4 protein-coding genes are annotated in these 10,043 nt (G+C 36.2%); 3 read left to right on the plus strand and 1 reads right to left on the minus strand.

Annotated elements, in window-relative coordinates:
• Positions 1-325 precede the first annotated feature (325 nt).
• The 3 genes from gltB to lysA all read left to right on the plus strand — a co-directional run bounded on the left by gltB (position 326) and on the right by lysA (position 7,926).
• Positions 326-4,855, plus strand: a complete 4,530-nt coding sequence (gene gltB / locus ACNQGO_RS11640; RefSeq protein WP_417985331.1) for a glutamate synthase large subunit — start codon at positions 326-328, stop codon at positions 4,853-4,855.
• 89 nt (positions 4,856-4,944) lie between these two features.
• Positions 4,945-6,399, plus strand: a complete 1,455-nt coding sequence (locus ACNQGO_RS11645; protein ID WP_417985332.1) for a glutamate synthase subunit beta — start codon at positions 4,945-4,947, stop codon at positions 6,397-6,399.
• Positions 6,400-6,705: 306 nt separating this feature from the next.
• Complete coding sequence (gene lysA / locus ACNQGO_RS11650) at positions 6,706-7,926, plus strand: diaminopimelate decarboxylase (RefSeq protein ID WP_417985333.1); 1,221 nt, start codon at positions 6,706-6,708, stop codon at positions 7,924-7,926.
• A 65-nt stretch (positions 7,927-7,991) separates the two neighbouring features.
• Here the strand turns inward: lysA and pafA are convergent, their stop codons facing one another.
• The gene (gene pafA, locus ACNQGO_RS11655) at positions 7,992-9,605 is read right to left on the minus strand and encodes an alkaline phosphatase PafA (RefSeq protein ID WP_417985334.1); all 1,614 of its coding nucleotides are present in this window, start codon (positions 9,603-9,605) and stop codon (positions 7,992-7,994) included.
• Positions 9,606-10,043: the final 438 nt, after the last annotated feature.

Here is a 10,043-nt window from a genome sequence, read left to right on the forward strand (position 1 = left end):
TTTTTTTCAATTAAATATAGGTCAAAATGAGACCAACCTGACGGATATGAAACCATTCTCACCAAACGATAAATTATAATAATTAATCACAAATTTGTTATAAATAGTCGCAATTCTGTTTTACCGAACTATTTTTTTCAAAATCAAGTGTCTAGCACCATCCAATTGCTTCACTTTTTATCGAAAAATCAAATCAGCAATGTTTAAATAACAATATTGATATTTATCCAACAAATTTCTATTATAAATATAAAAACAAGGCCATTTTAACCAATTCACTAACTATATGATACTAAATATTTAATTTTACATAAAAATAAAAAGTATGAAAGTTAAAGAACAAGGCCTATACTTACCCGAATTTGAACACGACAATTGCGGAGCTGGGTTCATTTGTAATCTAAACGGAAACAAGTCCAATGACATTATACACAAAGCACTAGACATATTAATTAAACTAGAACATCGTGGTGCAGTAAGTGCTGATGGGCGAACTGGAGATGGTGCGGGAATATTATTTGATATCCCTCATGATTTTTTTAAAAAAGTATGTGATTTTGAAATCCCAGCAGCAAAACAATATGCCGTGGGAATGGTGTTCATGCCCAAAAGTCCCAACCAAATCGCTTTTTGCAAAACCACTTTTGAAGCATCTATAAAAGATCAAAAGTTAGAAATTTTAGGATGGAGAACAGTTCCAGTTGACGCATCAAATTTAGGTCAAATCGCAGCTGAGAAAGAGCCCACGGTGCAACAAGTATTTGTAGGTAAAAATGGATTGGATTTGACAGAACAACAATTTAATGCTAAACTGTTTGCAGCTAGAAAAATTGCAGAACACGCTATCATAAATTCAAGAATTTCAGAAAGCTACAGGTTCTATTTTTCTAGTTTTTCTACAACAACTATCATATATAAAGGTTTGCTAATGCCAGAAGATATCAGCAGGTATTACACCGATTTACTCGATGACGACTTGGTAACCCGATTGGCATTGGTTCACCAACGATTTTCGACCAATACATTCCCATCTTGGGAACTCGCACAACCGTTTCGCTATATGTGTCACAATGGAGAAATCAATACGTTACGTGGCAACATAAGCCGCATGCGTGCACGTGAAGAGTTGATGAAAAGTGATGTTTTTGGCGATGATATCAAAAAATTATTCCCAATTATTTTAGAAGGAAAATCAGATTCAGCTTCAATGGATATGGTAATAGAATTGTTACTGATGACGGGCCGTTCCTTACCCGAAGCTATGATGATGGTAGTCCCAGAAGCTTGGGAAAAACACCAAACGATGTCGGAGGATAAAAAAGCCTTTTACGAATACAACGCTTGTATTATGGAACCTTGGGATGGTCCAGCCTCTATTCCTTTTACAGATGGTAACGTCATTGGAGCGCTATTGGATAGAAATGGATTGCGTCCTTCTCGATACACTTTAACCAAAAGTGGTTTCGTAATTATGTCTTCAGAAATTGGAGTATTAGATATCAAACCAGAAGATGTCATTCAACACGGCCGATTAGAACCGGGGAAAATGTTTTTGGTTGATATGAATGAAGGCCGAATTATCGAAGATGACGAAATCAAAAATGCAATTGTAACCAAACATCCTTATAAACAATGGCTTGACGAAAACTTACTTTCGCTAGCGCAAATTCCATACACTGATAATCTCATTCCGGTTGAAAATGTTGATTTTGAAACCAGACAGCGCTTGTTTGGATATACGATTGAAGATTTAAAAACAATCATCAACCCGATGGGTGCCGAAGGAGCCGAAGCGCTAAGTTCGATGGGCAATGACACACCACTTGCCGTTTTATCAGATCAGCCACAACTTTTGTATAATTATTTCAAACAGTTATTTGCTCAAGTTACAAACCCGCCTTTGGATGGTATTCGTGAAGAAATCATTACGGATATTAGTTTAGCAATTGGCGGAGATTATAATATTTTTGAAATTGTACCCAAGCATTGTAAAAAACTAAAAATCCAAAATCCGGTCATTTCCAACGAAGATTTGGACAAAATTCGAAACATTGATCATACCGATTTCAAGTCGGTCACCATTTCTACTTTATATGAAATAAAAAAAGGAGTAAACGGACTAGAACGCGCTCTTGAAAAAGCAGTACAAGCTACCTACAAAGCTGTTTCAGAAGGCTGCAATATTGTGATTTTATCAGACAGAGGTGTAAGCGAAAAAATGGCCCCTATTCCAATGTTATTAGCGTGTTCGTATATTCATCATTCGCTAAACATACTAAAAGTTCGATCAAAATTTGGTATTCTAATAGAATCGGCAGAACCACGCGAACCCCATCATTTTGCGCTATTATTTGGTTACGGAGCAAGTGCCATAAATCCATATATGGTCAATGAAATCATCCACAACCAGGTAAATGCAGGATTTATCACTGGTGTAAAAGCGGATTATGCCATCAAAAACTACAACAAAGCCATCGCAAAAGGGATTCTGAAAATCATGAATAAAATCGGAATTTCTACTTTGCATTCGTACAGAGCGGCACAAATTTTTGAAATCTTAGGATTGAACAAAACTTTTACTTCTAAATATTTTCCTTACACGCCATCACGAATTGAAGGAATTGGTTTGATGGAAGTCGAAAAAGAAATCAAAAAAAGATACCAAAAAGCCTTTCCAAATTCAAAAGTCAGTAATTTACTTCCACTCGAAATTGGCGGTGTCTACAGATGGAGACGATTAGGCGAAAAGCACATGTTCAACCCAACCACGATTTCTAAATTACAACAAGCTGTTCGTTTAAACAGTCCTGAAAGTTATAAAGAGTATTCTAAAATGGTCAATGATCAAAGTGAAAACTTAATGACTATTAGAGGTTTATTTGAATTCAATAACTTAGATCCTATTTCAATTGACGAAGTGGAACCTTGGACAGAGATTGTAAAAAAATTCAAAACAGGCGCTATGTCTTACGGATCCATCAGCCAAGAAGCACATGAAAACCTAGCGATTGCCATGAATAGAATTGGTGGAAAAAGCAATTCTGGAGAAGGTGGAGAAGATCCAAAACGTTTTCAAAAAGACTTGAATGGAGACTCTAGAAATAGCGCCATCAAACAAGTTGCCTCTGGCCGTTTTGGGGTTTCCATCAACTATTTGACCAACGCTCGCGAAATTCAAATCAAAATGGCCCAAGGTGCAAAACCCGGAGAAGGTGGTCAATTACCCGGTGAAAAAGTAGTGCCTTGGATTGCCGAAACTCGAAATTCAACACCGTATGTTGGCTTAATTTCTCCACCACCACACCATGATATTTATTCAATTGAAGATTTATCGCAGTTAATTTTTGACTTAAAAAATGCCAATCGCGAAGCTAGAATTAATGTCAAATTAGTTTCTGAAGTTGGTGTTGGTACCATCGCGGCAGGAGTTGCTAAAGCAAAAGCCGATGTGATTTTGATTTCAGGATACGACGGAGGAACTGGAGCTGCACCATTAACTTCATTACAACACACCGGCATTCCTTGGGAACTTGGACTTGCCGAAGCTCAACAAACATTGATTTTAAATGATTTACGAAGCCGTATCGTTTTAGAATGTGATGGCCAACTAAAAACGGGTCGCGATGTGGCTATTGCTGCATTACTTGGAGCTGAGGAATTTGGTTTTGCAACAGCGCCATTAGTAGCTTCTGGTTGTATTATGATGCGAGCGTGTCACTTGAATACATGTCCAGTAGGAATTGCAACACAAGATCCTGAATTGAGAAAAAATTTCAAAGGAACACCAGAACACATCATCAACTTCATGTATTTTATTGCTGAAGAGTTGAGAGAAATCATGGCACAACTTGGATTTAGAACATTAAAAGAAATGGTGGGACAATCTCAAAAACTGAATGTAAACAAAGCCATCAAGCATTACAAAGCAAGTGGATTAGATTTATCTTCCATTTTGTACAAGCCTGAAAAAGCAAAAGAAGTTCCCAATCACAATACAACAACGCAAGATCATGCTTTAGAACATGTACTTGATTTTGAAATTATAAAAGCGGCTATTCCATCAATTTACAGAAAAGAAAAAACAAGAGTCACCTTCGATATCAAAAACACCGATCGTTCTGTAGGAGCAATTCTAAGTAACGAAATTTCAAAAATATACGGTGCGCAAGGTTTACCCGAAGACACTATCTTAGTTGATTTTACAGGATCTGCTGGACAAAGTTTTGGGGCTTTTGCTACTAATGGTTTATCATTTAAAATTCATGGCAATTGTAATGATTATTTAGGCAAAGGGCTTTCTGGCGGAAAACTAATAATTAAAGTTCCTCCTACTGCTACTTTCAAACCCGAAGAAAACATCATTATTGGTAACGTAGCGCTATACGGGGCTATCACTGGCGAAGCCTACATTAATGGTATGGCGGGCGAACGTTTTTGTGTGCGGAATTCTGGAGCAACTGCCGTTGTAGAAGGAATTGGAGATCATGGCTGCGAGTACATGACAGGCGGAACTGTAGTGGTTTTAGGAAAAACAGGAAGGAATTTTGCAGCTGGAATGAGCGGTGGTATTGCGTATGTTTTTGATCCAAATAAAAAATTCGACGCTACTTTATGTAATATGGAAATGGTTGCTTTTGAATTATTGGAAAATGATGACTTTACTAAACTGAGACGTTTGATAAAAAATCACTCGCTCTATACGAGTAGTCCGTTGGCAAAAAGGATTCTAGAGGATTGGGAAAATCAACAGCAGCATTTTGTAAAAGTAATGCCTACTGATTACAAAAAAGCATTGCAGCGCTTAGCCCCCCAACCTCCGCAGGAGGAGCATGTGAAAGAGCTTGCTAGCATTTAAGATTTAGTGAATAAAATTATACAATCGTATTCTCGTTTCGGCTCCCCCTCCTTCGGAGGGGGCTGGGGGGAGGAAAAACATTTTTAATTATGGGAAAAATAGGAGGATTTAAAGAATATTCTAGAACCGACGAAAGTAATGTTGCAGTTCCAGAAAGAGTATCAAATTATAATGAATTTACAATTCCGTTAACCAAAGATAAAATCAAAGAACAAGGTTCCAGATGTATGGATTGCGGTATTCCATTTTGCCACAGCTCTTGTCCGTTAGGAAACTTAATTCCAGATTTCAATGACATGGTACATCAGGAGGAATGGGAAAGTGCCTTGAAAATATTACAATCTACCAATAATTTTCCTGAATTTACAGGAAGACTTTGCCCTGCTCCTTGCGAAAAATCATGTGTTCTAGGAATCATTAGCGAGCCAGTTGCTATCGAAAATATTGAAAAAAATATTATAGAAAGAGGTTTTGCCGAAGGTTGGATCAAACCACAACCGCCAGAGAATAGAACCGGAAAAACAGTCGCCGTAATTGGCTCTGGACCTGCTGGTTTAGCAGCAGCCCAACAATTAAACCGCGCCGGACATACCGTTACCGTCTTTGAAAGAGACAATGCCATTGGTGGATTATTGCGTTATGGGATTCCAAATTTCAAACTAGAAAAAGGAATTATCGACAGACGTGTTAAAGTTTTAGAAGCGGAGGGAATTACTTTTAAAACCAATGTCAACGTGGGAGTTAATTATGAAATTTCAGAACTCAATAAATTTGATTCAATCGTGTTATGTGGTGGTGCTACGGAGCGTCGTAGTTTACCAACAAAAGGAATTGAAAGTACAGGTGTGGTACAGGCAATGGACTTTTTGACGCAACAAACCAAAGCATTATACGGTGAATCTATTCCACATCAAATCAAAGCAACGGATAAAAATGTTATCGTTATTGGTGGCGGTGATACCGGCTCAGACTGTGTAGGAACGTCAAACCGTCATGGTGCCAAATCAGTCACAAATTTTGAAATTTTACCAAAACCTCCAGTAAGCCGAAGCGAGTCCACTCCATGGCCTTTCTGGCCCCTGCAATTAAAAACTTCTAGCTCTCATGAAGAAGGCTGTGAAAGAAACTGGCTCATAAACACCAAAGAATTTATAGCCAATGATGCTGGCGAATTGGTTGGATTAAAAACCATTGAAGTAGCTTGGAAAATGACAACTGGTCAACGACCTGAACTAATTGAAAAAGAAGGTTCCGAAAAAATCTGGCCATGTGACTTGGCTTTGTTAGCACTCGGTTTTACAGGACCCGAGAAAACATTGAGCGAGCAGTTGGGCATCAAAATTGACACCCGTAACAACTATCAAGCTACGAATTACCAAACCAATATTCCACATATATTTACCGCAGGTGACATGCGTAGAGGACAATCATTAATTGTTTGGGCAATATCTGAAGGTCGCGAAGCAGCCAGAGAAGTAGATAAATACTTAATGGGTTATACCAACTTACCTACCAAAGGAAATGGCGATTTACCTAGCCTATAAATAGTTTTTAAACAATCAAAAAATGACTGCCAATTCGTTTATAGGCAGTCATTTGATTTTTTAGGAGGTGCCCCTACCTGCACTATCGTTTCGGTAGCGTCGGGCTGTTCGCCTCAAGTCCGCGTCGCTTTCGTAAAAACTACAGCGCCTGTGGGCTATCCGCTGCCATCCCTCACCCAAATTGAAAATTCGAATCTAAAACACTAATTTGTTTAAAATATAACTTTTTGTTACAATTTGTTAGAATTCATATCTTCCCTTGTAGGACTAAATAAAGAGTAATAAATTTGCTCAAAATTAATAATTATGCAATCAAAAGACTTAGTACAATCAGCAGAACAATTTGGTAGTCCATTATACGTATATGATGCCGAAAAAATACAATCTCAATACAACAGATTATCCAAAGCTTTTTCTAAGGTAAAACAGTTGCGCATCAATTATGCAATGAAAGCCTTATCAAACGTGGCGATACTTCAATTGTTACGAGAAATGGGTTCAGGTTTAGATACGGTTTCTATACAAGAAGTACAATTAGGTTTGCACGCGGGCTACGAACCTGAAAAAATATTTTATACTCCAAACGGTGTTTCGCTTGAAGAGATAGAAGAGGTTGCCGCTATGGGAGTTCAAGTAAACATTGATAATTTATCAATTTTGGAACAATTTGGAACAAAATATCCAAATGTACCAGTTTGCATCCGAATCAATCCTCACGTGATGGCTGGAGGAAACGCTAATATTTCTGTAGGTCATATTGATAGTAAATTTGGAATTTCAGTTCACCAATTACCACATTTGGTCCGAATTGTAGAAAACACAAAAATGAATATTGTGGGTATCCATATGCACACCGGCTCCGATATTTTGGATATTGAAGTATTTTTATATGCTGCCGAAATATTATTTGATGCAGCTAGAAATTTCAAAAACTTAGAATTCTTAGATTTCGGAAGCGGATTTAAAGTGCCATACAAAAAAGATGATATTGAAACGGACATTGAAGAATTAGGTAAAAAACTATCAAAAAGATTCAATGCTTTTTGTACTGAATACGGAAAAGAATTAACATTGATATTTGAACCAGGGAAATTTCTTGTAAGTGAAGCTGGTTATTTCTTAGCAAAAGTTAATGTCGTGAAGCAAACTACATCAACGGTTTTTGCTGGAATAGACAGTGGTTTCAATCACTTAATCCGTCCAATGTTCTACGGCTCACAACACCATATAGAAAACATCTCAAACCCAAAAGGGAAAGAACGTTTTTACTCTGTAGTTGGATATATTTGCGAAACGGACACATTTGCAAACAACAGAAGAATTGCCGAAATAAAAGAAGGCGATATTTTATCTTTCAGAAATGCAGGAGCCTATTGTTTCTCTATGGCATCAAACTATAACTCCAGATACAAACCAGCTGAAGTATTATGGATGAACGGCGAAGGACATTTAATAAGAGCACATGAAACCTTTGAAGACTTATTGAAAAATCAAATTCCACTACCACAAGCAATAGAAACGGTTTAAAATAAAAAAATCCCATTTACACTGACAATCAGTTGTAAATGGGATTTTTTAAATTCAAAACACTATTACTTATCTAGCAAAGTTTCTAAAACTTCTGACTCAGTGCCATTAGGAAACGGAATCTTTAACATCTGAGATAGTGTAGGGGCAATTTGAGTAATATACTTTTTTGCGTGTAACTCGCCTTTAGGAACATGCCATCCATAAAAAAGAAGAGGCACATGAGTATCATAACTATTTGGAGATCCATGTGTTGTTCCTGTAGCCTGATATTCCATATAGCCCGTTTTATCTAGAATTACTAACTCACCGTTTTGTTTAGGATCATAACCTTTAGCTATAAAACTTAAAAAATAATCATCCCCTGATGAAGCTAAAATTTCTTCCTCTGTATACACTCTTTTGATGTGCTCTTGCGTCATCAAAAAAACTTTAAAGCTCTCTTTTACTTTTGTCAATTCTAAACCTTTTTGTTTTACCAAGTCCTTATTGAAAAATACATTGAAATTAGAATAATCCAAGATAAGATCTACTCCAAAAGTTTCATTTGAAAATTTCTTTAAAGATTCCACAAAACCTTTTGTAGGTACATTTTTCACATTGTACTTATTATCCTTTAAATAATTTGGATTTTCAGCACCAGCATGATCAGCAGTCAAAAAAACTAAATAATTATCTTTCCCAACTGTTTTGTCTAAGTAATTTAAAAATTGATCTATATTTTGATCAAGTCGTAAATATGTATCTTGCAACTCTATCGAACGAGGTCCAAAAGTGTGACCAACATAATCTGTAGAAGAAAAACTAACCGTTAGGAAATCTGTTGCATCATCTTTTCCTAACTCTTCTTTTTCAATAGCTTTCATCGCTAAATCTGCTAAAATATCATTACCAAAGGGTGTAGTTCGCAAAACATCGGCACCTTTTTCTTTATAGATCTTAGCCAAATCATAAGGAAAAACGGGACCATTAGCTTTATCCAATTTCCCCTCGTACGGATTATCATCTGCTAAACTTTCATTGTAGGTAGATAGTGGCTTTAGTAAATTCCAACCTTTGTTAATGTAGTTCATGTATCGTTTTTCTTGGTTGAACTCCGTTACCCAACTTGGCAAATTTGAACCATAAAAAGTACTGGAAATAAAAGAACCTGTTGAGCTGTACCAAAATGCCCAATTAGCAAAATGTCCGGCCGGTAAAATTGCACCACGGTCTTTAATACTCAATCCAATAACTTTACCTTTAAAATTGGTAGCCATACGCAACTCATCTGTAATAGTAGTACTTAAAAGATTTCTAGGTGACATCGCACCCTCTTTATCTGTACCTTCTCCTAACGTCTTAACAGATGCATCGTCCGTACAATACATATCTTTTCCTGTCGCTTTATTGAACCAATCATTTCCAACAATTCCATGCGTAGATGGCGTTGTTCCCGTATAAATACTTGCATGGCCGGGAGCTGTATAGGTTGGTACAAAATTGTAATGCATATTATGAAAAGTATATCCATCATTCATCAATCTTTTAAATCCATTAGCAGAAAAATCTGCAGAAAAACGATATAGGTATTCCATTTTCATTTGGTCTACCACTATGCCCACTACCAATTTGGGGCGTTGCTGCGCTTGTGAGTTTAAAGACATAATAACTGCCAAAAACAAAATAATTCTCTTCATATTGTATATTTATATTTTATACAAAAATACAACATAAAGTTCAAACTCAATCTTCACAACTGCTTCATGACACTAAATTAATAAATTGTTAACCCCGAAAATAACAAGAATTAATTAGATGGAATCTAAAATTAAACTATAAAATGAGAGAATAAAATAATTTAAAAGTAATGGAGAAAGTTATAAAATAAATTTTTCCTGTGAAAATTTAATTATATTTTTTAGAAATCTCAAAATTTAAATTTGGTACAATTTAAACACAAAAAACTCCCTAAATAATAGGGAGTTTAAAAGGATTTAGTACGGATCAAGTCTAAAAGTTGTGGGGAAATATTAAATTTCGATATTTGTATTTTAAAAATAGATACAAATGCAAGATTCTTTTAGTGAGCTAATCAAATTATTATTACCTGAAATTGTTGTGGATTATTTTGAATT

Source organism: Flavobacterium frigidum, from assembly GCF_048286735.1.
In the GTDB taxonomy this organism is placed as follows: domain Bacteria; phylum Bacteroidota; class Bacteroidia; order Flavobacteriales; family Flavobacteriaceae; genus Flavobacterium.